The sequence below is a fragment of the Variovorax sp. 54 genome, assembly GCF_002754375.1.
Lineage (GTDB): Bacteria > Pseudomonadota > Gammaproteobacteria > Burkholderiales > Burkholderiaceae_C > Variovorax.
Genome location: NZ_PEFF01000001.1, coordinates 1,379,165 through 1,405,649, shown reverse-complemented (window position 1 = coordinate 1,405,649; position 26,485 = coordinate 1,379,165). Strand labels below are relative to the sequence as shown.

At 69.4% G+C, this 26,485-nt stretch carries 28 protein-coding genes; 9 read left to right on the top strand and 19 right to left on the bottom strand.

Annotated features, from left to right (window positions below; genetic code table 11):
• Window positions 1–6: 6 nt before the first annotated feature.
• The 7 genes from CLU95_RS06245 to CLU95_RS06215 all read right to left on the bottom strand — a co-directional run bounded on the left by CLU95_RS06245 (window position 7) and on the right by CLU95_RS06215 (window position 6,291).
• Complete coding sequence (locus tag CLU95_RS06245) at window positions 7–669, bottom strand: amino acid ABC transporter permease (protein WP_099791425.1); 663 nt, start codon at window positions 667–669, stop codon at window positions 7–9.
• Between the two features lie 15 nt (window positions 670–684).
• A complete protein-coding gene (locus CLU95_RS06240) occupies window positions 685–1,491 on the bottom strand; it encodes a transporter substrate-binding domain-containing protein (protein ID WP_099791423.1) in 807 nt (268 codons plus the stop codon).
• Window positions 1,488–2,249: a GntR family transcriptional regulator gene (locus CLU95_RS06235; RefSeq protein ID WP_099791421.1), complete on the bottom strand. Its 762-nt coding sequence runs from the start codon at window positions 2,247–2,249 to the stop codon at window positions 1,488–1,490. The genes CLU95_RS06240 and CLU95_RS06235 overlap by 4 nt, the downstream gene beginning before the upstream one ends.
• 88 nt (window positions 2,250–2,337) lie before the next feature.
• Window positions 2,338–3,672 carry an MFS transporter gene (locus CLU95_RS06230; protein ID WP_099791419.1) on the bottom strand — a complete coding sequence of 445 codons (1,335 nt, stop codon included), beginning with the start codon at window positions 3,670–3,672 and terminating at the stop codon, window positions 2,338–2,340.
• Between the two features lie 45 nt (window positions 3,673–3,717).
• Window positions 3,718–4,791 carry a hypothetical protein gene (locus CLU95_RS06225; RefSeq protein ID WP_099791417.1) on the bottom strand — a complete coding sequence of 358 codons (1,074 nt, stop codon included), beginning with the start codon at window positions 4,789–4,791 and terminating at the stop codon, window positions 3,718–3,720.
• A gap of 229 nt (window positions 4,792–5,020) precedes the next feature.
• A complete protein-coding gene (locus CLU95_RS06220) occupies window positions 5,021–5,794 on the bottom strand; it encodes an SDR family NAD(P)-dependent oxidoreductase (protein ID WP_099791415.1) in 774 nt (257 codons plus the stop codon).
• Window positions 5,791–6,291: an ester cyclase gene (locus tag CLU95_RS06215; protein WP_099791413.1), complete on the bottom strand. Its 501-nt coding sequence runs from the start codon at window positions 6,289–6,291 to the stop codon at window positions 5,791–5,793. Before CLU95_RS06215 ends, CLU95_RS06220 begins: the two co-directional genes overlap by 4 nt.
• A gap of 142 nt (window positions 6,292–6,433) precedes the next feature.
• Between CLU95_RS06215 and CLU95_RS06210 the strand changes: the two genes are divergently transcribed.
• Window positions 6,434–7,156 (top strand): Crp/Fnr family transcriptional regulator, encoded by a 723-nt coding sequence (locus CLU95_RS06210; RefSeq protein WP_099791411.1) that lies wholly within the window; start codon window positions 6,434–6,436, stop codon window positions 7,154–7,156.
• 16 nt (window positions 7,157–7,172) lie between these two features.
• Here the strand turns inward: CLU95_RS06210 and CLU95_RS06205 are convergent, their stop codons facing one another.
• On the bottom strand, window positions 7,173–7,622 hold the full coding sequence (locus CLU95_RS06205) for a CHRD domain-containing protein (protein WP_180288556.1): 450 nt from the start codon (window positions 7,620–7,622) through the stop codon (window positions 7,173–7,175).
• Window positions 7,623–7,934: 312 nt separating this feature from the next.
• Between CLU95_RS06205 and CLU95_RS06200 the strand changes: the two genes are divergently transcribed.
• From CLU95_RS06200 to CLU95_RS06185, 4 genes are all read left to right on the top strand, one after another.
• On the top strand, window positions 7,935–9,632 hold the full coding sequence (locus CLU95_RS06200) for a long-chain fatty acid--CoA ligase (RefSeq protein WP_099791407.1): 1,698 nt from the start codon (window positions 7,935–7,937) through the stop codon (window positions 9,630–9,632).
• Between the two features lie 274 nt (window positions 9,633–9,906).
• Window positions 9,907–10,209 (top strand): DUF3649 domain-containing protein, encoded by a 303-nt coding sequence (locus CLU95_RS06195; protein WP_099791405.1) that lies wholly within the window; start codon window positions 9,907–9,909, stop codon window positions 10,207–10,209.
• A complete protein-coding gene (locus tag CLU95_RS06190; RefSeq protein ID WP_099791403.1) occupies window positions 10,206–11,831 on the top strand; it encodes a PepSY-associated TM helix domain-containing protein in 1,626 nt (541 codons plus the stop codon). Before CLU95_RS06195 ends, CLU95_RS06190 begins: the two co-directional genes overlap by 4 nt.
• Window positions 11,828–12,190 carry a DUF3325 domain-containing protein gene (locus CLU95_RS06185; RefSeq protein WP_099791401.1) on the top strand — a complete coding sequence of 121 codons (363 nt, stop codon included), beginning with the start codon at window positions 11,828–11,830 and terminating at the stop codon, window positions 12,188–12,190. Before CLU95_RS06190 ends, CLU95_RS06185 begins: the two co-directional genes overlap by 4 nt.
• A gap of 18 nt (window positions 12,191–12,208) precedes the next feature.
• Here CLU95_RS06185 and CLU95_RS06180 read toward each other — a convergent pair whose 3' ends face one another.
• The 6 genes from CLU95_RS06180 to CLU95_RS06155 all read right to left on the bottom strand — a co-directional run bounded on the left by CLU95_RS06180 (window position 12,209) and on the right by CLU95_RS06155 (window position 17,203).
• Window positions 12,209–13,198: a Bug family tripartite tricarboxylate transporter substrate binding protein gene (locus tag CLU95_RS06180; RefSeq protein WP_099791399.1), complete on the bottom strand. Its 990-nt coding sequence runs from the start codon at window positions 13,196–13,198 to the stop codon at window positions 12,209–12,211.
• Window positions 13,199–13,264: 66 nt separating this feature from the next.
• A complete protein-coding gene (locus CLU95_RS06175; protein WP_099791397.1) occupies window positions 13,265–13,621 on the bottom strand; it encodes a cupin domain-containing protein in 357 nt (118 codons plus the stop codon).
• A gap of 22 nt (window positions 13,622–13,643) precedes the next feature.
• A complete protein-coding gene (locus CLU95_RS06170; RefSeq protein ID WP_099791395.1) occupies window positions 13,644–14,639 on the bottom strand; it encodes a quinone oxidoreductase family protein in 996 nt (331 codons plus the stop codon).
• Window positions 14,636–15,544: a 3-keto-5-aminohexanoate cleavage protein gene (locus tag CLU95_RS06165; RefSeq protein WP_099791393.1), complete on the bottom strand. Its 909-nt coding sequence runs from the start codon at window positions 15,542–15,544 to the stop codon at window positions 14,636–14,638. The genes CLU95_RS06170 and CLU95_RS06165 overlap by 4 nt, the downstream gene beginning before the upstream one ends.
• Window positions 15,541–16,305, bottom strand: coding sequence for an SDR family NAD(P)-dependent oxidoreductase (locus tag CLU95_RS06160; protein ID WP_099791391.1), 765 nt, complete (start codon window positions 16,303–16,305; stop codon window positions 15,541–15,543). Before CLU95_RS06160 ends, CLU95_RS06165 begins: the two co-directional genes overlap by 4 nt.
• A gap of 31 nt (window positions 16,306–16,336) precedes the next feature.
• Complete coding sequence (locus tag CLU95_RS06155) at window positions 16,337–17,203, bottom strand: dioxygenase family protein (protein WP_099791389.1); 867 nt, start codon at window positions 17,201–17,203, stop codon at window positions 16,337–16,339.
• A gap of 130 nt (window positions 17,204–17,333) precedes the next feature.
• Between CLU95_RS06155 and CLU95_RS06150 the strand changes: the two genes are divergently transcribed.
• Entirely contained in the window at window positions 17,334–18,365 is a 1,032-nt protein-coding gene (locus CLU95_RS06150; protein ID WP_099791387.1) for a LacI family DNA-binding transcriptional regulator, read from the top strand.
• Between the two features lie 97 nt (window positions 18,366–18,462).
• Window positions 18,463–19,029, top strand: a complete 567-nt coding sequence (locus tag CLU95_RS06145) for a thermonuclease family protein (RefSeq protein ID WP_099791385.1) — start codon at window positions 18,463–18,465, stop codon at window positions 19,027–19,029.
• Window positions 19,030–19,060: 31 nt separating this feature from the next.
• On the opposite strand, the gene CLU95_RS06140 is transcribed toward CLU95_RS06145, so the two are convergent.
• Window positions 19,061–19,312 (bottom strand): hypothetical protein, encoded by a 252-nt coding sequence (locus CLU95_RS06140; protein WP_099791383.1) that lies wholly within the window; start codon window positions 19,310–19,312, stop codon window positions 19,061–19,063.
• Window positions 19,313–19,334: 22 nt separating this feature from the next.
• The gene (locus CLU95_RS06135) at window positions 19,335–20,681 is read right to left on the bottom strand and encodes an NAD(P)/FAD-dependent oxidoreductase (RefSeq protein WP_099797140.1); all 1,347 of its coding nucleotides are present in this window, start codon (window positions 20,679–20,681) and stop codon (window positions 19,335–19,337) included.
• A gap of 311 nt (window positions 20,682–20,992) precedes the next feature.
• Here CLU95_RS06135 and egtB point away from each other — a divergent pair, with 311 nt between their 5' ends.
• Window positions 20,993–22,258, top strand: coding sequence for an ergothioneine biosynthesis protein EgtB (gene egtB / locus CLU95_RS06130; protein WP_099791381.1), 1,266 nt, complete (start codon window positions 20,993–20,995; stop codon window positions 22,256–22,258).
• 132 nt (window positions 22,259–22,390) lie between these two features.
• Window positions 22,391–23,287 (top strand): L-histidine N(alpha)-methyltransferase, encoded by an 897-nt coding sequence (gene egtD / locus CLU95_RS06125; protein WP_257214794.1) that lies wholly within the window; start codon window positions 22,391–22,393, stop codon window positions 23,285–23,287.
• A 19-nt stretch (window positions 23,288–23,306) separates the two neighbouring features.
• On the opposite strand, the gene CLU95_RS31400 is transcribed toward egtD, so the two are convergent.
• From CLU95_RS31400 to gabT, 3 genes are read right to left on the bottom strand one after another with little or no spacing between them, the layout of a single operon-like run.
• Window positions 23,307–23,687: a GFA family protein gene (locus CLU95_RS31400; RefSeq protein ID WP_099791379.1), complete on the bottom strand. Its 381-nt coding sequence runs from the start codon at window positions 23,685–23,687 to the stop codon at window positions 23,307–23,309.
• 20 nt (window positions 23,688–23,707) lie between these two features.
• Complete coding sequence (locus tag CLU95_RS06115; RefSeq protein WP_099791377.1) at window positions 23,708–25,171, bottom strand: NAD-dependent succinate-semialdehyde dehydrogenase; 1,464 nt, start codon at window positions 25,169–25,171, stop codon at window positions 23,708–23,710.
• A gap of 12 nt (window positions 25,172–25,183) precedes the next feature.
• The gene (gabT, locus tag CLU95_RS06110) at window positions 25,184–26,455 is read right to left on the bottom strand and encodes a 4-aminobutyrate--2-oxoglutarate transaminase (protein WP_099791375.1); all 1,272 of its coding nucleotides are present in this window, start codon (window positions 26,453–26,455) and stop codon (window positions 25,184–25,186) included.
• Window positions 26,456–26,485 lie beyond the last annotated feature (30 nt).

Here is a 26,485-nt window from a genome sequence, read left to right as displayed (position 1 = left end):
TCGCGGTCAGCGGCCGAAGAAGAAGCGCGGCCCGGCCCAGTTGAGCAACCGGCGCAGCGCCACGGCCAGCGCGAGGTAGATCAGCGTGGCGACGATGAAGGATTCAAAAGCGCGGAAGTTGCGGCTCTGGATCAGGTTGGCCGCGTAGCTCAGCTCCTCGGTCGAGATCTGCCCGCACACCGCCGAGCCCAGCATCACGATGACGATCTGGCTCACCATCGCGGGCCACACCTTCTTGAGCGCCGGCGGCAGCACCACGCGCAGGAACACCTGCGCCTTGCTGAGCGCCAGGCTCACGGCCGCCTCGATCTGCCCCTTGGGCGTGGCTTCGATGCCGGCGCGGATGATTTCGGTGGAGTACGCGCCGAGGTTCATCACCATCGCGATGATCGACGCCACCTCGGGCGAGAGCTTCACGCCGGCGGCCGGCAGGCCGAAGAAGATGAAGAACAACTGCACGATGAAGGGCGTGTTGCGGATCAGCTCCACGTAGGTGCTGGCGAGTACGCGCAGCCACGTCGGCCCGCCCGACCGCGCCCACGCGCACAGCGTGCCCACGGCCAGCCCGAGCACGGTGCCCACGGCCGTGAGGCCGAGGGTCCACGCCACGCCGCGCAGCAGCAGCGGCCACTCGGCGAGCACGGCGCCGAAGTCGAATTCAATGCCCATGGCCGCGTCTTTCGATCAGACCGGCAGGTCGCCGGCCACCTTGCCGAGCCACTTCTTGGACATCGCGTCGAGCGTGCCGTCCTTCTTGGCGGCAGCAATGATCTCGTTGACGCGCGTCTTCAAGGCGGCTTCGCCCTTCGCGATGCCGATGAAGCAGGGGCTGTCCTTCAGCAGCAGCTTGAACTCGGCGCTCACCTTCGGATTCTTGGCGAGCATGTCGCCGGCCACCGCCGCGCTGGTGGCGATGGTCTGCGTCTGGCCGGCCACGAAGGCCGCGATCGTCGCGTTGTTGTCCTCGAAGCGGCGGTAGTCGACGTTCGACGGCGCCACCTTGTTCAGTTCCTGGTCTTCCATAGCGCCGCGCGTCACGGCGACGGTCTTGCCGGCCATGTCGGAAAAGCTGGTGAGCTTCATGCTCTTGGCCGCATACACGGCCTGGAAGAAGGGCGCGTAGGCCGCGCTGAAATCGATCACCTTCTCGCGCTCGACGTTCTTGCCGAGCGTGGAGATCACGAGGTCGGCCTTGCGTGTCTGCAGGTAGGGAATGCGGTTCGCGCTGGTCACCGGCACCAGCTCGACCTTCACGCCGAGCTTGGCGGCGATGAGCTGTGCCATCTCGACGTCGAGGCCCTGCGGCTGCATGTTGCGATCGACCGAGCCATACGGCGGGTAGTCGGTGGGCACCGCGATCTTGATGGTCTTGGCCTTGAGCACGTTGTCGAGCGCGTTCTGTGCCTGCGCGGCGCCGGTGGCGGCGAGCAGGGCGGCGGAGGCCAATGCGAGGGCAAGGCGACGGGATGCGGAAGTGGTGAACGTGGTCATAGCAGGGCTCCTAGGTAGGTCGATGAATCGGTGGCGTCGTCGGCAGGCGCTGTCTTGCGACGGCGCTTAGGCGTGGTGGTGTTCAGTGGTGCCAAGGCATCGCGCAACTGCGCGAGCGGGTCGGTGGGCGCCTGCACGCGCAGTGCCGACTGCACCGTGCCGATGTGTTCGGCCATCAGCGCCTCGGCGGCGGCGTGGTCGCCGCGCTCCAGCGCCGCGACGATCTGCACGTGGTCTTCGCACGACTGCACCGCATCGTGCGTGCTCTGGTAGAGCATGGCGATCAGCGTGGTGCGCGCGGTGAAGTCGCGCAGCGTGTCGGCCAGCAGCGTGTTGCCCAGGCACTCGGCCAGGCACACATGGAAGTCGCCCAGCAGAAAGCTGCGGTGACCGACGTCGCTCTCTTTCAGTGCGGCCTTTTCACGCTGAAGGTGCGCCTTCAATTGGCGCAGGGCACTCTTGTCGATCCTGCCCGTGCTGCCCGTACTGCGAATAAGCCCCAGCTCGATCACGCGCCGCGCCTCGAAGGCCTCGCGCGCCTCGTCCTGCGACGGCTCGATGACGAACCAGCCGCGCCGCGCGCTCACCGTGACGATGCCGCGCGCCGCCAGTCGCGTGAGCGCCTCGCGCACGATGGTGCGGCTGCAGTCGAACAGCATCGCGAGTGGCTGCTCGCCCAGGCGCGCGCCGGGCGCGAGCTTCTGCGCCATCACCGCTTCGACGATGCGTGCACTGATTTCGGATGCGGAGATGGCCATAGGCCTGCATATCAGCAGCTTCTGTGCCAACTGGTATGCAAGCTGTGTGCACCGAAATGGGCTGGCCGGGCATCGCCGGCGGTGCGCGCTAGCGCTTGCCGAGTGCGCTGCGGGGCAGGGCCAGCAGCATGAGCAGCGCCGACAGCACCAGCGCACCACTCAGCACATACAGGCTGGCCGTGAAGCCGCCCGTGCGCGTCTTGAGCGCGCCCACCATCATTGGCGCCACCAGCCCCGCGCTGCCGCCGATGGTGCTGATGAGCGCAATGCCCGCCGCCGCGGCGCTCTTGGACATGAAGCTGCCGGGAATCGCCCACAGCACGGTGAAGGCACTCGAGATGCCCATCGACGCGAGCGCCAGGCACAGCACGGCGGCCACGGGGCTCTGCATGAAGAACGTGGTCAGCGCCAGCCCGGCCGCGCCCGCGAGCGCGCCCAGCGCGAAGTGCCAGCGACGTTCCTGGTGCCGGTCGGAGTGGCGCCCCACGACGATGTTGGCCGCAATGCCCGCGATGGCGGGAATCACCGAATAGAAACCGATCTGCAGCACGCTGAGCCCCATCGACTTGAGGATCGTCGGCTGCCAGAACGACAGCGCATAGATGCCCAGGATGATCAGGAAGGACATGAAGCCGATCAGCCACACGCGCCCGTCGCGCATCGCCGCGCCGAAGGTGTGGCGCCCGGTGGCGCCGTGCGCGGCCTGGTCCTCGGCCAGCAGGCGCGCCACGCGCTGCTTCTCGGCTGCGGAGAGCCACGGCGCCTGCGCCGGGCTGTTCGACAGAAAGCGGAAAGCCATGACGCCCAGCAGCACGCTCGGCAGGCCTTCGAGCAGGAACAGCCACTGCCAGCCGCGCAGCGCCAGCATGCCGTCGAGGTAGGTCATCGTGAGCCCGGCGATCGGCCCCGCGACGATGGGCGCCGCGCCGAAGGCCATGAAGAACAGCGCGGTGGCCTGCGCGCGGCGGCGCGAGGGGAACCACAGCGTCAGGTAGAACAGCACGCCCGGTGCAAAGCCGGCCTCGAACACGCCGATGAGAAAGCGCAGCACGTAGAACTGCGTGGGCGTGGTGGCGAACATCATCGCTGCCGAGGCCAGGCCCCACAGGCCCATGATGCGCAGCAGCGTGGCGCGCACGCCGATCTTCGCGAGCATCAGGTTGCTCGGGATCTCGAACACCGCATAGCCCAGAAAGAAGATGCCGGCGCCCAGGCCGAACACCGCATCGCTGAAGCCCAGCTGGTCCTTCATCTGCAGCTGCGCATAGCCGACGTTGGTGCGGTCCAGGTAGTTCAGCACGTAGCAGGCGCACAGCAGCGGCATCAGCCGCCAGGTGATCTTGCGGAAGAGCGCGGCGTCTTCGCGCGCATCGGCCGAGGTCGGCGTGCGCGCATCGGCGGCATCGAGGGTGGCGGTGTTCATCGGGGTGTCTCCTTCTTTTTGGGCTGTTTTGCGTGTGCCGGCAGCTCAGGCCCGCACGAGCGCGCCGAAGCTGGTTTCGCCCCACAGATGGCTGGTCGGCGCGCCCGGAAACAGCCAGTGCGGCGAGCACTCGGCCGACGGCACGACGTTGCTGAACCCGTGCAGCGCCGAGGTGCCCGCGAGCGTCTTCTCGAGCACCATCGACAGGTACTGGTCGTTGCTGCTCTCCTGCGTGTTGCCGTTGAGGATCACCTCCGCGCCCGTGGCTTGTGCATAGCGGCGGATGCCGTTGTGGCGCGACTGCAGCGGCGCCCAGCTGTCGGCCGCCACGCCGTTCTCGCTGCTCACGCGCAGGCCGTCGGCGCTGCGGTAGACCAGTGAATGGTTGCCTTCGGTGTGCCCTGGCGTGTGGACCAGTGCGACGCCCTGGCCGAGTTGCAGGCTGCCGTCGAAGGCGACGATGCGTTCGGTGGGCACCCCGTCCAGGCCGTGCGGGCAGTACCACTCCGCCTGCACGGGCAAGAGGCCGTGCACGTTCGCGAGTTCCTGGCGATGCACCAGCAGCTTCGCGTTCGGCAGCAGGCCCGGCGCGCTCGCGCGGCCGAGCCAGCGGCGCACGTCCTGCGTGTGCAGGTGGTCGTAGGTGATGTAGTCGATCTGTTCGGGCGCCACGCCGCAGCTGGCGAGTGCCTGCAGCACCGTCTGGTAGACCGGCGCGATGGCCTTGTGCAGGAACTTCGGCGTCTGCTCGCTCAGGCGCTTGAAGTAGGGCGTTTCGTTGCCGGCCTCGAAGTCGGCCGGCGTGAAGAGCAGCGTGCGCAAGCGGCCTTCGAAGTCGTCGTACTGGAGGAGCACGGTGCGTGCCAGCAGATGCACCATGTGCGGCTTGAGCAGCTGCTGAGAGTACACGCCGGTGAAGGCGAACCACGCAGGGTACGGAATGCGCAGCAGGTTGAAGCTGCGCGCGAAGTGAACGGGCGGTGCGTCGAGCAAACGCTCGCGCAAGGCTTCGGCGCCGTGGCGGATGGCGCGCAGGCGGTCTTGCGGCATGGCAGCGCTGCGCGTGCCGTCGAGTTCGGTGATCTGCGCGAAGCCGGTGGGGTCGGGGTCTCGGGTCATGGTTTTTTCCTGTTTTGGGACGCGTTGGTTTTCGATGTGCTGCGTTGTTCAGGGTGCGATCACGCCGACGGGGCACCTTGCTCCGCGAATGTCCCCCGCCCTTCGGGCTCCTCCTTGATTTCGCTGCGCAAGGCACCCCATCAGCGTGATCGTCGTTAGCCGTGGTCGTTGATCGGCGAGCACCCGGTGTCCTGTGCACGCGCCCTGAACAAGGCCTGAAATTCATCGCTCAGTACATCGAGCGCCCTCCAGAGATATCGAACACCGCGCCCGTACTGAACGAGCACTCGTCCGAAGCAAGCCAGGCCGCCATCGCCGCCACCTCGTCGACTTCGACAAAGCGCCCCATCGGCACGCGCGAGAGCAGGGCGGTGCGCAGCTGTTCGCGGTGCTCGGCGGGCACGCCCGCGAAGACCGCGGTGTCGGCGGCCGACGGCGTGATGCAGTTCACCAGCACGCCCGACGACGCCAGCTCCTTGCCGAGCGACTTGGTCAACGAGATGAGCCCGGCCTTCGAGGCCGAGTAGGCCGCGTTGAGCCCATTGCCTTCCTTGCCCGCGACCGAGGCGATGTTGACGATGCGCCCGCGTCGCTGCGCAAGCATCACCGGCGCAATCGCGCGGCAGCACAACCAGGCCCCCGTGAGGTTGATGTCGAGCACGTTGCGCCATTGCGCGGGCGTGTGCTCCCATGCGGGCACGGTCGGCCCGAGCACGCCCGCGTTGTTGACGAGGATGTCGATGCGGCCGAAGCGCTCCTGCGACTGCGAAGCCGCACGGGCGATCTGGTCTTCGTCGCGCACATCCACCAGCGCAGTGACCACGGTGCCCAGCGGCGCCAGTTGATCCACCGCATCCGCCAGCGTCGCGGCCTCGACGTCCCACAACGCGACGCTCGCACCGTTCGCGAGGCAGCGCCGCGCGATGGCCAGCCCGATGCCGCGCGCACCGCCGGTCACGATCGCGTGGCGCCCTTCAAGCGGCCGGGCGAGCGTGTCGGTCATGCCGTGGCGGCCTCGGCTTGCGGAGCCGGCTGGCCGAGCAGTCCGGCAACGAGCCCGCCCACCATCTCCGCGGGCACACCCACGAGCAACTGGCGCAGCATCGTCAGCGTGTCGAAGTACACGCGTTCGCAGACCAGCCGGTCGCCCTCGAAGATGAAGAAGGCGTTCATGCGGCAGCGAAAGCTGTTGTCCGTCGGCGGCAGGCCCTTGAGCGGGCCGCGGTGCGTGCCGAGCAGCCAGAACTCGACGATCACCGAATCGTCGGCATGGCGCAGCTGGATGATCTCGTGCCGCTGGTCGGGGAAGGCGCGGCGCGTGTCGGTGTAGTACTGGCGCACGTCGGCGATGCCGTCGTGCACCTCGCCGCTGGGAATCAGCTCGTAGTGCGGATGCGGAAAGCTGCCGAGCACCGCGTCGAAATCCTGCCGCGTCTCGTCGGCGAAATGGTCGAGCACGAGGCGCTCGCGGCGGGCTTGCAGGTCGTTCAGTGTGTTCATCGGGGTGTGCTCCATGTGACAGGGATGACAGGGGACATCGGGTTGCCGCGAATGCGTCGACCCGGGTGGCCTGCGTACTATCGACAGCCCCTCGAACCCAGACTGTCCGGTGTTGGCAATCGATGCCCCGGACAAACCCGCGATGCCACGCTCCTCCCTTTCTTCCAGCCCCGCCGAGCCGGATGCGCAGCCTTCGCCGGTGCACAACAGCGACATGCGGCTGGCCGACGACGTGCAACAGCGGCTGCTCGCGGTGGCGCACCGGCGCACGCTGGTGCGCGGCGAATCGCTGTTCCACAAGGGCTCGTCGCCCGATGCGTTGTTCGGCGTGGTCAGCGGCTCATTGCGCGTGAGCGTGGTCGCCCCGGGCGGGCGCGAAGCGGTGATCGCGATGCTGGAGCCGGGCCACTGGTTCGGCGAGGTCTCGCTGCTGGTGGGGCGCGAGCGCGTCTACGACACCTGCGCAGTCGACACCACCGAGATGGCCGTGGTCGCGGCGGCCGACTTCCACCGGCTGGTGGCCGACCATCCCGATGTGCACATGGCCTTCACCCGGCTCGTGTGCCTGCGGTTGCGCCAGGCGCTGGCCTGGATCGACGACGTGATCCTGATGCCGCTGCCCGTGCGGCTCGCGCACCGGCTGCTGACGCTCGATGCGCGCGCGGTCGCGCCCGCGGAGGAGGGCGGCGGCACGCTGCTGGGCGTGTCGCAGGAAGACCTGTCGTTCATGCTCGGCGTGTCGCGCCAGAGCGTGAACCGCCAGCTCAAGCTGTGGGAAGAAGACGGCACGCTGCGCGTGCGCTACCGCAGCATCGAGCTGCTCGACCGCGCACAGCTGGAGCAGCACGCGGCCACGCCGCCCTGACAACGGGCAGCAGGCGTCAGCCGCCGTGCACGCCCCAGGTGCTGCTCTTCAACTGACCCCGGACCTCGCCGCCCGGCCAGGCCTGCGTCGACACGCTCACATACCAGAGGCCCGCCATCAGGTCGGCCATCTGGGCGGTCGTCAACCGGCTCGTGCCGGTCCGCGCGTAGCCGGCGCCGTCGTCGCGTTGCTCCCCCTCGCTGTGCAGCGGCAGCTGGATCGCCAGCGGGCCGTTGCTGCCCTTGGCTGCGGGGCCGTAAAAGCCCACGATCGTCGCCGGCCCGCTCAGGCGTGCGGCGTTCACGCGCCATTCGAACACCCCGGTGGCCAGCGTCAGCGTGCCGGCCGCCGAGCCGCCGGCCTTGCCCTTGTGCGGCGGGACCACGTCCTCGGTTCCGAGCCAGCAGTCGGCGATGAACCATGTCGGCGGCTCCTTGGACTGCGGCTCCGTCGCGGGGTCAGACATGCCGAAGCGTGGGACCCGCGAGCAGCCCGCTGCGACCAGCGCGGCCACGGCGGCACCGAAGAGAACGATGCGTCGGCGGAGGGTGGTGCGGGCGGGATCGGGCATGGCAGACAGGCGCAGGTGAAGCGGAGCCTGCACGATAGCCGATGCATCCGCACGACCGACGTACGACTAATGGGCGTCGCCAAGGTGACGCCCCCGGGGGCTTCCCCGATGGGAGCGGCGGCCAGGGCGGCTTAGGCTGGCGCATTGCGCCTTTTCGCACCGCTTTCTTCTTTCCCCTCTCCTTCCTCCTCCGCCTGTTCACAGACCATGCAACCACGCCCGCATTACAAGTTCTGGCCCAAGCGCCTCCCGCATTCGATCACCGTCCCCGCCACCTCGCTGTGGCACAACCTCGCGACCTCGGCGGCGCGCTACCCCGAGAAGGCCGCGCTGGTCTTTTTCGGCCGCGTGCTGAGCTACCGCGACATGGCCGACCAGGTCGAGCGGCTGGCCGGCGCGCTGCATGCGCTGGGCGTGCAGCGCGGCGACCGCGTGGTGCTGAACATGCAGAACTGCCCGCAGCTGGTGATCGCGCATTTCGCGATCCTGCGCGCCAACGCCGTCGTGGTGCCGGTCAACCCGATGAACCGGGCCGAAGAGCTCAAGCACTACATCACCGACCCCGACGCCAAGGTGGCGATCACCACCGGCGACCTCGCGGCCGAGCTGGCCAAGGCCAGCGAGGCACTGCCCGCTGAGCAGCGCCTGTCGCACCTCATCGTGACCCAGTTCACCGACGCCTTCGATGCCGGCGTGACCGGCGACGACGCCCCCGCGCCGGCCTGGGCCGACTGGCTCGGCACGCGCCACCCGCTGCCCGCGCTGGCCGGCGGCCAGGTGACGGCGTGGACCGACGCGCTCGCGGCCGGCCACCCGGCGCCCGCGCATGTGGTGGGCGCCAACGACATGGCGCTGCTGCCCTATACCAGCGGCACCACCGGCCTGCCCAAGGGCTGCGTGCACCACCACTCGAGCCTCATGCACAACGCGATGGCCGGCCAGCTCTGGGGCCAGGCGACGTCGGAGGCGGTCGTGCTGGCCGTGGTGCCGATGTTCCACATCACCGGTGTGGTGAGCATGATGCACACCTCGATCCTCGCGGCGGCCACGCTGGTCATCATGCCGCGCTGGGACCGCGACGTGGCGGGCCGGCTCATCTCGCGCTGGAAGGTCACGAGCTGGACCAACATCCCGACCATGGTGATCGACCTCATGGCCAGCCCCAACTTCGCGAGCTACGACCTCACGAGCATGACCCACATCGGCGGCGGCGGCGCCGCCATGCCGCAGGCCGTGGCGCAGCGCCTGTTCGAGCAGTACGGCCTGAAGTACCAGGAAGGCTACGGCCTCACCGAAACCGCCGCGCCCTCGCACACCAACCCCTCGGACCATCCCAAGCAGCAGTGCCTGGGCATTCCGTTCATGAGCACCGACGCACGCGTGGTCGACCCCGACACGCTGCAAGAGATGCCCATCGGCGAATCGGGCGAAATCATCATCCACGGCCCCGAGGTGTTCCAGGGCTACTGGAAGCGCCCCGATGCCACCAAGTCTGCTTTTGTCGAGTTCGAGGGCAAGCGCTTCTTCCGCTCGGGCGACATGGGCCGCATGGACGAGGAGGGCTACTTCTTCATCACCGACCGCTTGAAACGCATGATCAACGCGAGCGGCTTCAAGGTGTGGCCGGCCGAGGTCGAGCTGCTGATGTTCCGCCACCCCGCGATCCAGGAAGCCTGCGTGATCTCGACCAAGGACGACTACCGCGGCGAATCGGTCAAGGCCGTGGTGGTGCTGCGCGCCACGCACAAGGACACGACCGAGCAGCAGATCATCGACTGGTGCCGCGAGAACATGGCGGTCTACAAGATTCCACGCAAGGTGCAGTTCGTCGATGCGCTGCCGAAGAGCGGGAGTGGCAAGGTGATGTGGCGGTTGCTGCAGGAAGCCGAGCAACCGGCGGCGTGATTGTCAGGAGGCGACCGCTTGGGTCGCAGGTCCGCCCGACCATCCAAGGTAATCATCAAGGCTGATGCGAGGTGACGCCGAAGCCTCGGCCGTCTTCAACTTCTCCGCCGCACCCAGCCTCAAGGCCCGAGTTGACGGGGCACGCCGCGCAACGCGGTGGCAACGCGCGGTGACGCGTTTTGACCGGAAAAAAGGCGGGGGCATGACCCTTTTTTCGTTCTCGTTTGTCATGTAGGGGAGGGGCGCATGTTCGCGCCCCGTTTTCCGGTCCCCGATGAACACCCGCACCTCCACCTTTTCTCCCGCCCTGCGGCTGCTGTCCCGCGTCGCGGCCGCCGTGTTCGGCGGCTACGCGCTGGCCTCGGCCGCCGCCGTCTTCCTGGCCGCCGTGCTGCCGGCTGGCCCCGCCGAGGCCGCGCTCGGGGGCATGCAGTTCAGCTTCGCGATCTACACCGTCGCCGTGATCTGGGCGTTTGCGCCCGTGTCGCTGCCGCGCGCCTGGGCCGGCCTGCTGCTGCCGGCCGTGGTGCTGGCCGGGCTCGGCCTGGCCTTGCGCGGCGCGGGAGGCGGCGCATGAGCACGAAGGCAACCAAGGTGCCGTCGCAAGGCGGTTTCCGCCAGGCCCAGGCCTGGCTGCACACCTGGTGCGGCCTGTGGTTCTCGTGGCTGCTGTTCGCGGTGTTCCTCACCGGCACGCTGGCCGTGTTCGACGAGCCGATCACCCACTGGATGACCCCGGAGCACCACGCCGAGGAAGCCGCCGCCGCAGCCAAAAAAGAGAAGGGCGAGCCCACGGGCGACCGCGCGCAGCGCCTGGCCTGGGGCATGGCCTACATGGCCGAGCACCACCCGGGCGCCTCGATGTGGGAGCTGTGGCCTTCGGATGCACAGGGCGGCGGCGAGCTGCGCGTGTTCTGGTTCGACGCCAACCGCCAGTACGCGGGCGTTGCGCTCGACCCCGCCACCGGCAAGCTGCTGACAGAAGAAGGCGGCCACGCGGCGCGCGCCACGCTCGGGGGCCATCACTTCGTCGACTTTCACTACGAGCTGCACGCCGGCACCGTCGGCCTGTGGATCGTCGGCATCGCCGCGATGGCGATGCTGGTGGCGCTGGTGTCGGGCGTCATCACGCACAAGCGCATCTTCAAGGACTTCTTCACCTTCCGGCCCAAGAAGGGCCAGCGCAGCTGGCTCGACGCGCACAACGCCGTGGCGGTGCTGACGCTGCCCTTCCAGTTCATGATTGCCTACACCGGCCTCGTGATCTCGGGCACCACCTTCATGCCGGCGAGCAAGGTGCTGCACTACGGCACGGGCCCGTCGGCGCAGGTGCGCTTCGTGTCCGAGTTGGGCGACAGCGACAAGCCCGCGGCCACCGGCCGCGCGATGCCCGTGCCGGTGCTCGAATCCTTCGCCGCGCGCGGCCAGGAGCGCATGGGCCAGCCCGTGCGCGCGGTCGTCATCGACCACCCGGGCGACGCGGGCGCGCGCATCGGCGTGTACGGATGGAACGGCGACGACGAATCGGCGCGCCGGCTCAGCGCCACCACCGGCATGGTGCAGTTCTCGGCCGCCACCGGCGAAGTGCAGCGCGTGCGCCTGCCGGGCGCCGCAGACGGCGGCGCGGCCATGCTCGCGCAGTCGGCCATGAGCGGGCTGCACATGGTCACCTTCGGCGGCTGGCCGATGAAATGGCTCTACTTCCTGTGCGGGCTCGCGGGCACCGCGATGATGGGTTCGGGCGCGGTGCTGTTCATCGTGAAGCGCCGGCAGAAACACCTCGGCGAGTTCGGCGGCGCGACGGCGCGGGTCTACCGGCTCATCGAGGCGCTGAACGTTGCAGCCATCGCCGGTCTCGCCATCGCCTGCGTGGGTTATCTGTGGGCCAACCGGCTGGTGCCGGTCGGTATCGGGCACCGCGCGGACCGCGAACTGCAGGTCTTCTTCGCGCTGTGGGCGCTGGCGCTGGTGCATGCCTTCGTGCGCCAGCCGGCGCGTGCGTGGCGCGAGCAGCTCGGCGCGCTGGCCGCGCTGTGCCTGCTGCTGCCGGTGCTGAACTTCGTGACCACGGGCGATCACCTGCTGGCGCAGCTGTTGCGCAGTGATTGGGAAAGCCTCGGTGTCGAACTGGGCGTGGTGGCCTTCGGCCTTGCGGCGCTGGGCGCGCTGCGCCATCTGCGGCGGAAGGTGGCGCGATGACGACGGTGTGGGCTTCGTTGCTCGGCTTCGCGCTGGCGTATGCGGGCATGTCGTGCCTGAGCTTTGCCATGGACCGGCACCACGAGCAGCTGACGCGTGGACGTGAGGTGCCGACGCGTCGGCGCATGGGCTTGCGCGTGATCGGCGCGGTGCTGCTGGCCGCAGCCGTCGTGCCCTGCGTGATGGCGTGGGGCGCCTCGGTCGGGACGGTCGCGTGGCTGGGCTTCCTGTCGGCGGGTGCGTTGCCGGTGGCCTTGCTGTTGCCGTACCGCCCACGCGCCGTGGCGTGGGGCGCCGGTGCTGCCGCCGTGGGCGGTGGTGCGGGGCTTGTGCCGGTGCTGGCGGGGCTGCTGCGCTGAGTCGCGCGGCGCCCGCCGTCAGTCCACCTTGATGCCCGCGGCCTTGACCACCTGCTGTGCCTTCGCGGTCTCGTCGGCGATGAACTTGTTGAACTGCGCCGTGGGCATGGTGAAGGGTTCGGCGCCGAGCTTCTCCAGCCGGTCCTTCAGCTCGGGCGACCCCATGATCTTCGCGACCTCGGCCTGCAGTCGTTCCACCACGGGCTGCGGCGTTTTGGCGGGCGCGAACAGGCCGACCCAGAACAGGTAGGCCGAGCCCGGCACGCCGGCCTCCACGGTGGTGGGCGCATCGGGCAGGGCGGACGAGCGACCGGCGGTGCCCACGGCCAGCGCCTTCAGCTTGCCGCTCTTGATCAGCGGCAGCGCCGACACCATCGGCGCGAAGAACCAGTCGACGCGTCCGGCCATCACCTCGGTCATGGCCTCGGGCGTGCCGCGAAAGGGCACATGCTGTGCATCGACGCTGGCCGCGAGGCGGAACACCTCGGCATTCATGTGCGTGGCCGAACCGTTGCCCGCGGAGCCGTAGTTCAGACCGCCGGGCTTGGCCTTTGCCTTGGCCACGAGGTCTTTCACATCGGTGAAGTGCGAGGGCGCGGTCACCAGCACGTTGGGCAGGCTGGCCATCGGCGTCACGCCCGTGAAGTCTTTCAGCGTGTCGTACGACAGGCCCTTGTAGATCCACGGGTTCACGAGGTGGCCGGCCGAATGCACCAGCAACGTGTAGCCGTCGGCCGGCGCCTTGGCGGCGATGGCCGCGCCCAGCGTGCCGCCCGCGCCGGGGCGGTTGTCGACGATCACGCTGGTGCCCAGCGCGGGCCCCAGCTTCTCGGCCACGAGGCGCGCGACGATGTCGGTACCGCTGCCCGCCGTGAAGGGCACGACCAGCTTGATCGGTTGCGTGCCCGGCCACGGGCCTTGTGCGTGCGCGCCGCCGAGCGTGCAGGCCGCGAGTGCTGCAGCGATCGTGAGCGCCTGTCGGCGGCTCCAGGGGAATGTCTTCTTCATGCGTCTTGTCTCCGTTGATTTGTGGGTGCGAGCAATGAATGACTGACTGGGAAAGGAGAGCGAGCGTCAGCCGGGCGGTGCGTTCGCCATCACCAGCGCCACCAGCACCGGGCGGTTGCTGCGGTTCTCCAGCTGGCGCTTCTCGCCGGGCGCGAAGCGGCAGCTGTCGTAGGGCAGGAGCACGTCTTCCTGGTGCGCGCCCTCGAGTTCGCCGACGATGTGCAGCTCGCCCTCGAGCACGAGGTAGAGCTTTTCCATCGGCGAACCGTCGAGCCCGGTGCGACCACCGGGCAGGATCTGGCTCATGCCCATCCACATCTGCGTCGAGGGGCCGGCTTCCTTGCCCTGCAGGCGCAGGCAGCGCATGTCGAAGTGGTTGGGCGCCTCGTAGTGCGGCGCCTCGCTGAAACGGGTGACGTGCATGGCGATGTTCCTTCTCTCGGTGTCAGGGGCGCAGCACGACGCGGTCGGTGCTGCCCGACAGCACCAGCCGGTAGGCGTCGATCGCTTCGTCGAGCGCGAAGTGGCGTGCCACGGGAAAGGGTTTCAGCGTGCCGCGCTCGAAGCCTTCGCGCATCGCGTCGAGCTGCGCGGTGGAGGCGACGCAGTCCATTGCCAGCGAGTCGATGCCCACGTAGGTGTGCATGCCGCGGTAGAACGCGAAGATGTCGAAGGGCACCGCGCGGTCGTGCGTGGCGATGAAGATCTGCGTGGCGCCCTTGGCCATCGCCTTGTTGGCGGCCTCGAAGTAGGCGCTGCCCACGGTGTTGTAGACGATGTGCGCGCCGCGCCCGTCGGTGAGCTCGCGCACCTGTGCGCCCACGTCGGCGTGGTGGCGCGCATCGACCACGTCGACCGGCGCGCTCGCGAACCCCGCGAACGGCCCGGGGCCGCGCTGCACCGCGATCACGCGCGCGCCGGCCTGCGCGGCGAGCTGTACCGCCGCCTGCCCGACCTTGCCGTTGGCGCCCAGCACCAGCACCGTCTGGCCCGCCTGCGGCATGCCGCTGCGGCGGAAGCCCTCGTAGGCCGTGACGAAGGGCACGCCCACGGCGCCGGCCTCGTCCATCGAGATGCCCTTCGGCTTGGCGCGCAGGGCCGCTTCGGGCAGCACGAGGTAGCGTGCATGCGAGCCGTCGCGCGTGATGCCGATGTCGCCGCCCGAGCCGTAGACCTCGCGGCCGATCCATTCCGTGGGCCCGCTCACGACGGTGCCCGCGAAGTCGCGGCCCGGCGTGCGCGGCCAGACCGCTTGCGGCATGAGGCCCAGCGCGGCCTTCACGTCGCTCGGGTTCACGGCGGCGGCGGCCACGCGCACCACGGCATGGCCGGGCGGCGCGGCGGGCTCGGGCTGCGGCGCGGCGTCCAGGTGCAGCGCCTCGAGGTTGGCGGCCTTGCCGTTCACGCGCAGTGCGCGCGGTTCATGAAGGATGGCGCTCATCGTGCGGCTCCTTGAACGGTGCGGGTGTCGGCCAGTCCCAGCATCGCGCGGGCCTCGCGCGGGTTGGCGACGTCGCCGCCCAGGCTGCGCAGGATGTCGCGCGCCTTCGCCACGAGCTGCGCATTGCTCTCGGCCAGCACGCCTTTCTCGAGGTAGATGTTGTCTTCCATGCCCACGCGCACGTGGCCGCCCAGCAGCCATGATTGCGCGACGATCGGGAACTCCGTGCGGCCGATGCCGAAGGCGCTCCAGAAGGCGCCGCGCGGCAGCAGGTTGCGCGCGTAGAGCAGCGTCTCGGGCGTGGGCGCGAAGCCGTACTTCACGCCGAGCACGAAGGTCCACATCGCAGGGCCGTCGAGCGTGCCGTCGGCGATGAGGTCCAGCGCCAGGTGGATGTCGCCCGAGTCGAAGATCTCCAGCTCGGGTTTCACGCCGGCCTCGCGCATCACCTTCGCCATGCGGCGCACGTTCTTCGGCGTGTTGATCACCACGTCGGGGCCGGAGTTCATGGTGTTGAGGTCGAGCGAGCACACGTCGGGCCGGATGAGCGCGATGTGCTCCACGCGCTTCTCGGGCGGCAGCAGCGTGGTGCCGGGTGCGGCGATCTTCGGATCGTCCTCGCTCGGAATGAAGCGCCCGCCCGGCCCGGTCGTGAGGTTCACGATGAGTTCGCGGTTCTCGCGGCGGATGCGGTCGACCACCTCGCGGTACAGATCGACCTCCATCGAGGGCTTGCCAGTCTCGGGGTGGCGCACGTGGATGTGCACTTGGCTCGCGCCGGCTTCGGCGGCGGCCAGGCATTCGTCGGCGATCTGCACCGGCGTGATCGGCAGGTGCGGCGTCTGCTCGGGCTTCACGAGGTTGCCCGTGACCGCGCAGGTGATGAGCGTCTTGGCGTTGTTCACAGGTGGCGCCCTCCGTCGACCACGATGCGCGTGCCGGTGACGAAGCGCAGCGTGGTGGCGAGCGCTTCCACGGTGGCGGCCACGTCGTCGGGCTTGCCGATGCGTCCGAGCGGCGTGGTGCTGGCCATCTTGTCGGCGAACTCGGCGCCGCGCCCGGGCACGAAGCCCGACTCGACCGCGCCCGGCGACACCGACACCACGCGCACCGCCGGCGCCAGCGCCTTGGCCAGCGCATCGCCCACCACGTCGAGCCCGGCCTTGGCCGCCACGTACGCGAGGTTGCTGCCCACGCCCGTGAAGCCGGCGATGGACGAGATGTTGACCACCAGTCCGTCGCCGGTCGCCTTGAGCATCGGCGCGAAGGCGCGGATGGTGGCGAACACGCCGCGGAAGTTGGCGCGCAGCAGGTCGTCGATGAGTTCGTCGGTCAGCGCATCGAGGTCGCCGGCCGCAATGGGCTGCGTGTGGCCCGCGCTGTTGACCAGGATGTCGCAGCGCCCGTGCGCGGCCTTCACCTCGGCGGCGGCGGCTTGCAGGCTCGGTGTGTCGACGATGTCGGCGCGGATCGCGCCGTGGTGCTGGCCGCTGTCCGAGGGCAGGGCGGCGGCGCGCGCGGCACCGTCGTCGCCGCTGCGGTGCAGCAGCACGCAGGTGGCGCCCAGCGCGGCCAGGCGCGTGGCCGTGGCGTAGCCGATGGCGCCGAGGCCGCCGGTGATGACGGCGATCTTGCCGTGGAGTTGGGGTTGGGGATCGAAGCTCATGGGATGAAGAGGCGTTGTGGGAGCGGAAAGGTCAGGGGATCGGAGGGCGGGGGAACTTCATCTCGCCGGGCTCGAGCTGAAAGTCGTACTGCAGCGTGGCGCGCTGTCCATCGGGCGCGAGCGCGAAGCGGCCGATCAGTTGCCGCGTCACGCCGAAGGTCGGGTCGCTTTCCAGGTTCTCGTCGTCGTCGGCGAACACCTGCGTGATCAGCACCTTGTGGCCCGGCTTGCTCAGCATGAAGTGCAGGTGCGCGGGACGGTTCGGGTGGCGCTGCTGCGCGCGCAGCAGCACGCCGCAGGGCCCGTCGGTGGGCACCGGGTAGCCGGCGGGGCGCACGCTGCGGAAATGAAAGCGGCCTTGCGCGTCGGTGGTGAAGCGCCCGCGCAGGTTCATGTCGTCCTGTTCCGGGTCCTGGTTCTCGTAGAGCCCGACCGGCGAGGCCTGCCACACGTCGACCGTGACGCCGGCCATCGGCTGCCCGCGCACGTCGCGCACGGTGCCGGTCACCTCGAGCGGCGTGCCGGGCGTGCCCGAGCGCGCGATGCTGTCGCCCGTTGCGCAGGCCGGCGAGTTGGCGCGCCAGAAGGGGCCGAGCAGCGCGGCCGGCGATTCGCCGTGCGGGTCCTGGTTGTTCTGCAGCGCCACCACGGTCGACACGCCGAGGATGTCGGCCGCCAGCACCACCTCGTTCTTGGTCTCGCCGGTGGCGTGGCCGATGGCGACGATGAATTCGAGCGCCTGCTCGAACTCTTCTTCGGTGAGCTTCACCTCCTGGACGAAGGCATGCAGGTGGCGCGTGAGCGCGTCCATCACGGTGCGCAGCCGCGGATCGGGCGTGCGTTGCATGGCGTCGAGCGCGAAGCCGAGCACCGAATCGGGGGAGGTGGCGATGTTCATGGTGGGTCTTTGCAATCGTTTGCACGATAGTAAGTCAAATTCCGGAAAAGTAAAATGGTGGGTATCCGAGGTGCCAGAATGGGAATTCGCCCGCCATGGCCTGCCGGATATCCAACAATCGTTTGCACCAATGAGCGCCCAACCGCCTTCCAGCCCCGTCACCATCCGCGACGTCGCCCGCGCCGCCGGCGTGCACGTGTCGACCGTGTCGCGCGCGCTCAGCCCCGAGAAGCGCTCGCTGATCAGCGACGAGGTGTTGCGCGTGGTCGAGGAGGCCGCGCAGCGCCTGGGCTACCGGCCCAACCGTGCGGCCTCAGCGTTGCGCACGGGCCGCACCCACACCATCGGCGTGCTGGTGCCCGACATCACGAACGCGGTGTTCCCGCCGATCCTGCAAGGCATCGAGGCCAGCGCCGCCGCGCGCGGCTACTTCGTGTTCGTCACCAACGTGGTCGACCCGGCGCTCGCGCGGCCGGTGCTCGAGCGCATGCTGGCGCAGCGCGTGGACGGCGTGATCCTGGCCACCGCCACGCGCGACGATCCGCTGGTCGACTTTGTCGCCAAGGCCGGCATGAAGTCCGTGCTGGTCAATCGCGCCGACGAAACCGGCCGCCTGCCCGCCGTGGTGAGCGACGACCGGCTGGCAATGAAGCTCGCGGTCGATCACCTCGTGGGCCTGGGCCACAAGCGCATCGCGCACCTTGCGGGGCCGCAGACCATCCCGACCGGCGTGGGCCGCTTGCTGGGCGTGGAGCAGGCCCTGCGCGACCACCGCATGAAGCCGGCCCGCATCGTCGAGTGCACGAGCTACAGCCGCGAAGCAGGCGCGGTCGCGATGAAGCAGATGCTTGCGGCCGGTACCGCGCCGCAGGCCGTGGTCTGTTGCAACGACCTCGTGGCACTGGGCGCCTACGACGCGCTGCGCGAGGCCGGCCTGCGCGTGCCGAAAGATATTTCGGTCACCGGCCACAACGACATGCCGCTGGTGGACATGGTCGATCCGCCGCTCACCACCATCCGCCTGCCGCACCGCGAACTCGGCTGGCGCGCGGCCGAGATGCTGTTCGCCGAAATCGACGGGCAGGCGCTGTCAGCCTCCACCGTGGTGCTGCGGCCGGAGCTGGTGGTGCGCAAGTCGACGGGCGCACCCGCCGCGCGCTGAAGCGAAGACGAAAACAAATGCATCCGAAGGGCGGCGCGCGCACTTCGCGCCGAGAATCGTCGGCCATTCCCGGCCCCGTGTTTCGTTCCTTTTTCGAATGCGCCTTCGCCCCGTCTTCCTGCTTCTGTCCCTCGGTCTTTCGCTCCCGCTGCTGACCCACGCCGCGTCGTCGCGCACCTGCCTCGTCGTCGGCGTGAGCGACGGCGACACGCTCACCGCGCGCTGCGGTCGCATTGGCGCCTATGAGCAGATCAAGGTGCGCATCGCCGCCATCGACGCGCCGGAGAAAGCGCAGCCCTACGGCCAGCGCAGCCGCCAGGCGCTGAGCCGCCTGTGCTACGCCGAGAAGGCCGTCATCACCGAGCGCGACACCGACCGCTACGGCCGCACCGTGGCCGACGTGCGCTGCAACGGCGAAGACGCCGGCCGCCGCATGGTGGCCGAAGGCTGGGCCTGGGTGTACGACTACCACGGCATCGTGAAGAAGCGCGGCGGCGACCTGTTCCGGCTCGAGGCCACGGCGCGCGCGCAACACCTGGGCCTGTGGGCCGACACGGCGCCCACGCCGCCGTGGGACTGGCGGCGCGAACGGCGGGAGCAGCCGCGCCATGGTGGCGGTGGTTCGCAGCCGTGGGGCGACGTGCGCTTCGAACCCCTGTCATGAGCGCCTGACGGCGCCTTGCGGAATCAACGGGTCAGCAGTGGCCCGAATACCAGCACCGCACCTCAGGCATGAACAGGCCCCAGACGAAGCTGATGGCACACACGATCAGCATCAGCAGCGCGAACATGCGCAGGCCCTCGGCGCCCCAGCGCGGCGCGAAGATGTTCACGAGAAAGCCCGAGAGAAAAGTGCCCTCGAGCCAGGCCGCGCCGCCCCAGCGCAGGATCCAGAGCCAGAACAGCGCATCAAGCGCATGAAAGACCACCCACCAGAGCAAGGTCATCGCGCGGCGTGAGGGTGCCTATTTACGACTCGCTGCGGCCCTGCACGTCGGCCACCACGCGCGCGTTGCGCTGGAAGCTCCAGTAGGCGCTGGCCCAGTCCCACATCACGACCACGCGGTTGCGAAAGCCGATCAGGAAGTACGCGTGCGCGAACAGCCAGAACAGCCATGCGGGCCGGCCGCTGAAGCGCAGCGGCCCGAAGGGCGTGCCCAGGTCGACCACCGCCGAGTTGCGCCCGATGGTGGCCAGGTTGCCGTAGTCGGCGTAGCGGAACGGCACCGTCGGCTGGCCCGCCAGGCGGCGCAGGATGTTCGCCGCCGCCGCGCGGCCGGCCTGCTTGGCGCCGGGCGACACGCCGGGCACCGGCTTGGGCGGCTTGCCGGGCGCGTGGCTCATGGCGGCGGCCAGGTCGCCCACCACGCTGATCTCGGGATGGCCCGCCAGGCTCAGGTCGGGCTCGACCTTGATGCGGCCCGCACGGTCGCACTCGACGCCCGTGGCATTGCCGAGCAGCCGGCCCAGCGGCGAGGCCGCGACACCGGCCGCCCACACCACGCAGCTGCTGGGAATGCGGTAGCTCTGCAGCGGCGCGCCGTCGGGGCCGCCACCGGTCTGCACTTCGAGGCCGGTGTTGTCGATGGCGGTGACGCGCGCGTTCAGCCGCACCTCGACGCCGAGTCGTTCCAGTTGTTCGAGCGCCTTCTGGCTCAGGCTTTCGGGCATGGCCTGCAGCACGCGCGGACCGCCCTCGACCAGCAGCACCTGCGCGCTGCCGGGGTCGATGCGGCGGAACTCGCCCGCGAGCGTGTGCTTGGCGATCTCGGCCAGCGTGCCGGCCATCTCGACGCCGGTCGGGCCGGCGCCGATCACCACGAAGGTGAGCAGCGCGCGGCGGCGCTCGGGGTCGGTGGTGGTCTCGGCCGTCTCGAAGGACATCAGCACGCGGCGGCGGATCTCGAAGGCGTCGGCCAGCGTCTTCAGGCCCGGCGCGGCGGGCGCCCACTCGTCGTGCCCGAAATAGCTGTGCGTGGCGCCGGCCGCGACGATCAGGTGGTCGTAGGCCACGTGGCTGCCGTCGGCCAGCTGGATGCTGTGCGCGGCCGGGTCGATGCCCGTCACTTCAGCCAGCAGCGTGGTCACGTTGGCCTGCTTGCGGAACAGGGCGCGCACCGGCGCCGCGATCGACGGCGCCGCGAGCCCTGCGGTCGCCACCTGGTAGAGCAGGGGCTGGAACAGGTGGTGGTTGGTCTTGTCGATCACCGTCACATCGACGTCGGCCCGCTGCAGCTTGCGCGCTGCCTCGAGTCCGCCGAAACCGCAGCCGATGATGACAACGTGGGGCCTGGCCGAAGGAGAGGGGGTTTGCATCGTCCGAATCATACGCAGCGGCCCGAGGCGTTCCGGGGCCGCTTGCGCGCAGGACGGGCTCCTGCGGCGGCGCGGCGGCGGCGTCTTGTCCTACGAGGCCCTGTCATCAGGATGGGCTAAAACTTCTGGCTGATCTGAGAAGGTATGAACGAACCCGCCATGCCCGCTCATCCCACGCAGACGCGCGCCCTCGGCGTTGCAAATGCTCGCCGCAGCCCAAGCTGCGACTGCGCTTTGCGCCTTGATGGCACACGCCTGCGCGGGCTGCTCGGACACGGCGGATTCATTCACACCTTCGAACTGGAGACACCATGACGTTTTCCCGGCCGATCGCCCCCGTGGCGAACGCCTTGCGCGAGCGATTCCGCACGGTGCGCGCCGCCAGCCTGGCGCTCGCCGCGCCGCTGTCCGCCGAGGACCAGTGCATCCAGTCGATGCCCGACGCCAGCCCGACCAAGTGGCACCTGGCGCACACGACGTGGTTCTTCGAGACGGTGCTGCTGCAGCCGCATGCGGCGGACTACCGGCCGTTCGATGCGCGCTTTCATTACCTTTTCAACTCCTACTACGAGGCGCTCGGGCCGCGCCACCCGCGGCCGCAGCGCGGCTTGCTCACGCGGCCGTCGCTGGATGAAGTGCACGCCTACCGCCGCCACGTCGACGAAGCGGTGCTCGCGCTGCTCGCGGCGCCGCAGGCGCTCGACTGGGCGGCCATCGAGCCCATCATTGCGCTCGGCCTGAACCACGAGCAGCAGCACCAGGAGCTGCTGCTCACCGACATCCTGCATGCGCTGTCGTGCAACCCGCTGCTGCCGGCCTGCAAGCCCGCAAGCGGCCCCGCGCTGCGGCTGGCCGCCGTGCCGGCCGAGGTGCGCTGGCTGGCGCAGCCGGGCGGCACGGTCGAGGTCGGTCATACGGGCGACGGCTTCTGCTTCGACAACGAGACGCCGCGCCACGCCGCCTTGCTGCGCCCCTACGCCATCGCCGACCGGCTGGTGAACTGCGGCGACTACGCGCAGTTCATTGCCGACGGCGGCTACCGGCGGCCCGAGCTGTGGCTCTCCGACGGCTGGGCCACGGTGCAGGCCCAGGGCTGGCGCCATCCGGCCTACTGGCTCGAAGCCGACGACCCGCGCATCGCCACCCTAGGCGCAGGCGGCGGCCATGCGGCGCCCGCCGGCTGGCAGGTGTTCGGCCTGCACGGCGTGCGGCCGATGGAGGCCGATGCGCCTGTGGCACAGCTGAGCTTCTACGAAGCCGCCGCCTACGCCGAATGGGCCGGCGCGCGGCTGCCGACCGAGTTCGAATGGGAAGCCGCCTTCGACGCGCCCGGCATCGCGCAGATGAGCGGCCACGTCTGGCAATGGACGCGTTCGTCGTACGACCCGTACCCCGGCTTTCGTCCGCTGCCCGGCATCGCGGCCGAATACAACGGCAAGTTCATGGTGGGGCAGCTGGTGCTGCGCGGCGGCAGCGTGGCCACGCCGGCCGGCCATACGCGGCCGAGCTACCGCAATTTCTTTCCGCCGGCGGCACGCTGGCAGTTCTCGGGGCTGCGGCTCGCGAAAGACCTTTGACCGACCTCGATGGAGCCGAGCACCATGCGCAACCCGACCACCTCTTCTTCGTTCGCCCTCGCCAGCCATCTGCAACGCGAGGAAGAAGCGACCCCGCCCGACACCGCCCCGTGGTCCGAGTTCGGCCGCGCCATGCAGGCGGGCCTGGCGCGCACGCCGCGCCACATTTCGCCCAAGTTCTTCTATGACGTGGCCGGCTCGCAGCTGTTCGACCGCATCTGCGAGCTGCCCGAGTACTACCCCACGCGCACCGAGCTGGGCATTCTCGGCGCCTGCGCCGGCGAGATCGCCGCGCAGGTCGGGCCGAACGCCGAGATCGTCGAGTTCGGCGCCGGCTCGCTCACCAAGGTGCGGCTGCTGCTCGACGCGCTCGACTCACCCAAGCGCTACCTGCCGATCGACATCTCGGGCGAGCACCTCGAAGCTGCGGCGGCGCGCCTCAAGGCCGACTACCCGGCGCTGGCCGTACAGCCCATCGCGGCCGACTACACCATGCCGCTCGTGCTGCCCGCGCCGATGGCCGGGGCGGGCCGTCGCGTGGGCTTCTTTCCGGGCTCGACCATCGGCAACTTCGAGCCCGACGAGGCGCTGGCGTTCCTGCAGCTCGCGGCGCGCATGCTGCGCGGCGGCGGCCTGCTGATCGGCGTCGACCTGGTGAAAGACCCCGACCGGCTGCACGCGGCCTACAACGATGCGCAGGGCGTGACGGCGGCGTTCAACCTCAACCTGCTGCGGCGCGCGAACGCGGAGCTGTCGGCCGACTTCGACCTCGACGGCTTCTCGCACGCGGCCTTCTACAACGCGCCGATGCGCCGCATCGAGATGCACCTCGTGAGCCGGCGCGCGCAGAGCGTGCAGATGCGCGGGGAGCGCTTCTCGTTCGAGGAAGGCGAGACCATCCACACCGAGTACTCGCACAAGTTCACCGTCGAAGGCCTGCAGGGGCTCGCGGTGCGCGCGGGCTTCCGCGTCGGGGCGGTATGGACCGATCCCGAGCGGCTGTTCAGCGTGCACTGGCTGGTGAGTTGAACGCCACCGCCCTTGGCGCTCAGGACAGATCGGCGCCGTTCACGAGCCGGACCGGCACGCTGGCCAGATCGACGTCTTCAAGACAGCGCGCATTGATGGCCCATCCCGTGAACGGCAGCTTGCCTTCGGCTGTCTCTTGCGCGGTGGGCGCGCTGGGGATTCGGAACGGCATGATTCCGCAGGTGGGGCAAAAGTAGTCTCGCGCGGTGCGTGAGTGCCACTGATAGATCGTCAGGTCTTCCAGCGGAGTGAGCATGCGAAGCGCCGATTCGGGCACTCGGTGAATCAGCGCGCCCCGGCGCCGGCACACGGAGCAGTTGCAACTGCGGACATGGTCGAGGTCGGTATCGACCTCGAAGCGGCATGCACCGCAGTGGCAAGACCCTTGGTACGTTCTCATAGGCTGCGAATTTTCGCAGCCTATGTATCCAGCCCCGCAAGGCAGACGTACTTGATCTCGAGGAAGTCGTCGAGCCCGTACTTCGAGCCCTCGCGCCCCAGCCCCGATTGCTTGACGCCGCCGAACGGCGCTTCGGCCGTGGACACCAACCCGGTGTTCACGCCCACGATGCCCGATTCGAGCGCCTCGGCCACGCGCATGATGCGGCCGATGTCGCGGCTGTAGAAGTACGCGGCCAGGCCGAACTCAGTGTCGTTGGCCGCGGCGATGGCTTCGGCCTCGGTGTCGAACGCGAAGATCGGCGCCAGCGGGCCGAAGGTTTCCTCGCGCGCGAACAGCATGTCGGGCGTGGCGCCGCCGATCACGGTCGGCTCGTAGAACAGGCCGCCCAGCGCATGGCGCTTGCCGCCTGCGAGCACGGTGCCGCCCTTGGCGACGGCATCGGCCACGTGCTCCTCGATCTTCTCGACCGCCTTGGCGTCGATCAGCGGACCCTGGTTCACGCCGGCCTCGGTGCCGTTGCCGACCTTCAGCGCGTTGACCTTGGCCACGAGCTTCTGCGTGAAGGCCTCGAGCACGCCGCGCTGCACGTACAAGCGGTTGGCGCACACGCAGGTCTGGCCGGTGTTGCGGTACTTGGAGACCATCGCACCTTCGACGGCCGCATCGACATCGGCATCGTCGAACACGATGAAGGGCGCGTTGCCGCCGAGTTCGAGCGACAGCTTCTTGATGGTGTCGGCCGACTGCTTCATGAGCGTGCGGCCCACCTCGGTTGAGCCGGTGAAGGTGAGCTTGCGCACGATGGGGCTGCGCGTCATCTCGCCGCCGATCTGGCTGGCCGAGCCGGTGAGCACCGACAGCAACCCCTTGGGCACGCCCGCGCGTTCGGCGAGCACGGCAAAGGCCAGCGCCGAGAACGGCGTCTGCGTGGCCGGCTTCACCACCATCGCGCAACCGGCCGCGAGCGCGGGGCCGGCCTTGCGCGTGAGCATGGCGGTGGGGAAGTTCCAGGGCGTGATGGCGGCGGTGACGCCCACGGGCTGCTTCAGCGCGAGGATGCGGCGGTCGGCTTGCGGCGCGGGAATGGTGTCGCCGTACACGCGGCGCGCTTCTTCGGCGAACCACTCGATGAACGAGGCCGCGTAGGCGATCTCGCCGCGGCTTTCGGCCAGGGGCTTGCCCTGCTCGGTGGTCATGATCAGCGCAAGGTCGTCCACGTTCGCGAGCATCAGGTCGTTGAGCTTGCGCAGGATGGCCGAGCGTTCCTTGGCGGGAACCTTGGCCCAGGCCTTCTGGGCCTTTTCGGCGGCGGCGATGGCGCGAACGGTTTCTTCGGTGCCGCACATCGGCACGGTGCCGATGTGCTCGCCGGTGGCGGGGTTGGTGACGGCGACGGTGGTGCCGTTGTCGGCATTCACCCAGGCGCCGGCGATGCAGGCCTGCTCGCGCAGCAGGGTCGGGTCTTGGAGCTTCAATGGCATGGCGGGTGTGTCTCAGGCTTGCAGCACGGCGGCGAGGATGTCGAGGCCTTCGCCGAGCACCGCGTCTTCGATGGTCAGGGGGAAAAGGAAGCGGACCACATTGGCGTGCACGCCGCAAGTCAGCAGCAGCAAACCCGCGTCGCGCGCTCGGGTTTGCACCTGCTTCGTGAACGCGGCATCGGGCGTGCCGTCGGCCCCCGCGAACTCGACCGCCACCATCGCGCCCAGGCCGCGCACGTCCGAAATCTGCGGCACCTTCGCACGCAACCCTTCGAGGCGCGCCTTGAGCCGGTCGCCCAGTATCTGCGCGCGCTCGCACAGCCGTTCGGCCTCGATCACGTCGAGCACCGCATGCGCCGCTGCAATGGCCAGTGCGTTGGCGGCGTAGGTGCCGCCGAGCCCGCCGGGCGCGGGTGCGTCCATGATCTCGGCGCGCCCGCACACGGCCGACAGCGGCGTGCCGCCGGCCAGGCTCTTGGCCATGGTCATGAGGTCGGGCACCACGTCGTAGTGGTCCATGGCAAACCACTTGCCGGTGCGCGCGAAGCCGGTCTGGATTTCGTCGGCGATCAGCAGGATGCCGTAGCGGTCGCAGATCTCGCGCAGCGCGCGCATGAACTCGGGCGGCGCGGCATAGAAGCCGCCTTCGCCCTGCACGGGCTCCAGGATGATGGCCGCCACCTGCTCGGGCTCGATGTCGGCCTTGAACAGCTGCTCGATGGCGCGCAGCGAATCGTCCACCGACACGCCGTGCAGCGCGATCGGCGCGGGCACGTGGAAGATGCTGCCGGGGAAGGGACCGAAGCCGGTCTTGTACGGCACCACCTTGCCCGTGAGCGCCATGCCCATGAAGGTGCGGCCGTGAAAGCCGCCGCCCAGTGCGATCACGCCGGGCCGGCGCGTGGCGGCGCGCGCGATCTTGATGGCGTTCTCGACCGCCTCGGCGCCGGTCGTGAAGAAGGCGGTCTTCTTGGCGTGGGTGCCGGGCGTGAGGCGGTTCAGGCGCTCGGCCAGCGACACCACGCTTTCATACGGCACCACCTGGTAGGCGGTGTGGGTGAAGCAATCGAGCTGCGCGCGAATGGCCTCGACCACGCGCGGATGCCGGTGGCCGGTGTTGAGCACCGCGATGCCCGAGCCGAAGTCGATGTAGCGCCGGCCTTCGACGTCCCACAGCTCGGCGTTGAGCGCGCGCTCGGCATAGATGGGAAAGCCGATGCCGATGCCGCGCGGCGTGGCGGCGATGCGGCGCGCGTCGATGGCGGCGTTGGTCTTGGTTGTCATGAGAGATTCCTTCGTTGCTTGTGTTGGGTG

What these genes read in the sequence shown, in the direction of transcription:
- CLU95_RS06185 (WP_099791401.1), top strand. Translation starts at nt 11,828, where the DNA reads ATGACGACGGTGTGGGCTTCGTTGCTCGGCTTCGCGCTGGCGTATGCG.
- CLU95_RS06235 (WP_099791421.1), bottom strand. Translation starts at nt 2,249, where the DNA reads ATGGCCATCTCCGCATCCGAAATCAGTGCACGCATCGTCGAAGCGGTG.
- CLU95_RS06215 (WP_099791413.1), bottom strand. Translation starts at nt 6,291, where the DNA reads ATGAACACACTGAACGACCTGCAAGCCCGCCGCGAGCGCCTCGTGCTC.
- CLU95_RS06245 (WP_099791425.1), bottom strand. Translation starts at nt 669, where the DNA reads ATGGGCATTGAATTCGACTTCGGCGCCGTGCTCGCCGAGTGGCCGCTG.
- CLU95_RS06145 (WP_099791385.1), top strand. Translation starts at nt 18,463, where the DNA reads ATGCGCCTTCGCCCCGTCTTCCTGCTTCTGTCCCTCGGTCTTTCGCTC.
- gabT (WP_099791375.1), bottom strand. Translation starts at nt 26,455, where the DNA reads ATGACAACCAAGACCAACGCCGCCATCGACGCGCGCCGCATCGCCGCC.
- CLU95_RS06155 (WP_099791389.1), bottom strand. Translation starts at nt 17,203, where the DNA reads ATGAACATCGCCACCTCCCCCGATTCGGTGCTCGGCTTCGCGCTCGAC.
- CLU95_RS06190 (WP_099791403.1), top strand. Translation starts at nt 10,206, where the DNA reads ATGAGCACGAAGGCAACCAAGGTGCCGTCGCAAGGCGGTTTCCGCCAG.
- CLU95_RS06210 (WP_099791411.1), top strand. Translation starts at nt 6,434, where the DNA reads ATGCCACGCTCCTCCCTTTCTTCCAGCCCCGCCGAGCCGGATGCGCAG.
- CLU95_RS06170 (WP_099791395.1), bottom strand. Translation starts at nt 14,639, where the DNA reads ATGAGCGCCATCCTTCATGAACCGCGCGCACTGCGCGTGAACGGCAAG.
- egtB (WP_099791381.1), top strand. Translation starts at nt 20,993, where the DNA reads ATGACGTTTTCCCGGCCGATCGCCCCCGTGGCGAACGCCTTGCGCGAG.
- CLU95_RS06140 (WP_099791383.1), bottom strand. Translation starts at nt 19,312, where the DNA reads ATGACCTTGCTCTGGTGGGTGGTCTTTCATGCGCTTGATGCGCTGTTC.
- CLU95_RS06195 (WP_099791405.1), top strand. Translation starts at nt 9,907, where the DNA reads ATGAACACCCGCACCTCCACCTTTTCTCCCGCCCTGCGGCTGCTGTCC.
- CLU95_RS06115 (WP_099791377.1), bottom strand. Translation starts at nt 25,171, where the DNA reads ATGCCATTGAAGCTCCAAGACCCGACCCTGCTGCGCGAGCAGGCCTGC.
- CLU95_RS06200 (WP_099791407.1), top strand. Translation starts at nt 7,935, where the DNA reads ATGCAACCACGCCCGCATTACAAGTTCTGGCCCAAGCGCCTCCCGCAT.
- egtD (WP_257214794.1), top strand. Translation starts at nt 22,391, where the DNA reads ATGCAGGCGGGCCTGGCGCGCACGCCGCGCCACATTTCGCCCAAGTTC.
- CLU95_RS06150 (WP_099791387.1), top strand. Translation starts at nt 17,334, where the DNA reads ATGAGCGCCCAACCGCCTTCCAGCCCCGTCACCATCCGCGACGTCGCC.
- CLU95_RS06160 (WP_099791391.1), bottom strand. Translation starts at nt 16,305, where the DNA reads ATGAGCTTCGATCCCCAACCCCAACTCCACGGCAAGATCGCCGTCATC.
- CLU95_RS06220 (WP_099791415.1), bottom strand. Translation starts at nt 5,794, where the DNA reads ATGACCGACACGCTCGCCCGGCCGCTTGAAGGGCGCCACGCGATCGTG.
- CLU95_RS06230 (WP_099791419.1), bottom strand. Translation starts at nt 3,672, where the DNA reads ATGAACACCGCCACCCTCGATGCCGCCGATGCGCGCACGCCGACCTCG.
- CLU95_RS06225 (WP_099791417.1), bottom strand. Translation starts at nt 4,791, where the DNA reads ATGACCCGAGACCCCGACCCCACCGGCTTCGCGCAGATCACCGAACTC.
- CLU95_RS06180 (WP_099791399.1), bottom strand. Translation starts at nt 13,198, where the DNA reads ATGAAGAAGACATTCCCCTGGAGCCGCCGACAGGCGCTCACGATCGCT.
- CLU95_RS06175 (WP_099791397.1), bottom strand. Translation starts at nt 13,621, where the DNA reads ATGCACGTCACCCGTTTCAGCGAGGCGCCGCACTACGAGGCGCCCAAC.
- CLU95_RS06135 (WP_099797140.1), bottom strand. Translation starts at nt 20,681, where the DNA reads ATGCAAACCCCCTCTCCTTCGGCCAGGCCCCACGTTGTCATCATCGGC.
- CLU95_RS31400 (WP_099791379.1), bottom strand. Translation starts at nt 23,687, where the DNA reads ATGAGAACGTACCAAGGGTCTTGCCACTGCGGTGCATGCCGCTTCGAG.
- CLU95_RS06240 (WP_099791423.1), bottom strand. Translation starts at nt 1,491, where the DNA reads ATGACCACGTTCACCACTTCCGCATCCCGTCGCCTTGCCCTCGCATTG.
- CLU95_RS06205 (WP_180288556.1), bottom strand. Translation starts at nt 7,622, where the DNA reads ATGTCTGACCCCGCGACGGAGCCGCAGTCCAAGGAGCCGCCGACATGG.